A 463-nucleotide genomic window follows, 5' to 3' on the forward strand; every position below is an offset into this window, starting at 1 on the left:
ATAGGATGGCAATGGGAAAGGCCGTCTGAAAAACCTCCATTCAGACGACCTTTCTACCGTTTATCCCATTTGCTTTACCGTTGATGACGTTCAAGTTACCATACGAACCTCATTGTCATCTTTAAAATCAACGCCATGACTGCCCGCCAATCCTACCATCTCACCTTCGCCCGATTCTCCCCATCACTCTCCGTCAAATCCTTCACCGCCTCCGAAGCCGCCAACACCGCCTACCGCGTCGAAATCACCGCCACCTCCACCGATTTCTCATTGCCGCTGTCTTCCTACCTCAACCAGCGCGCAGCATTTGAAATCCGTCCGCAGGAGGCCGTATTGTCCGAAGTCGCCGCCGCTTTTTCAGCCGGTTCGGACGCCCCCCCCCAGCGAAACAATGGCAGGGCATTATTACCGCATGCGAGAAGTTGTCGGTATCCAAGGATGAAACCGTTTACCGCTTTGTTTT

General features: G+C 53.1%; 1 protein-coding gene. It reads left to right on the forward strand.

Going from position 1 to position 463, the window contains the following annotated elements; genetic code table 11:
* Positions 1-135: 135 nt before the first annotated feature.
* Positions 136-463, forward strand: a 328-nt coding sequence (locus HMPREF3066_RS06305) for a hypothetical protein (protein ID WP_141743188.1), incomplete at its 3' end; no start/stop codon positions are given.

Origin of the sequence: Neisseria sp. HMSC03D10, assembly GCF_001807625.1 — a bacterium.
Taxonomy (GTDB): Bacteria; Pseudomonadota; Gammaproteobacteria; order Burkholderiales; family Neisseriaceae; genus Neisseria; species Neisseria mucosa.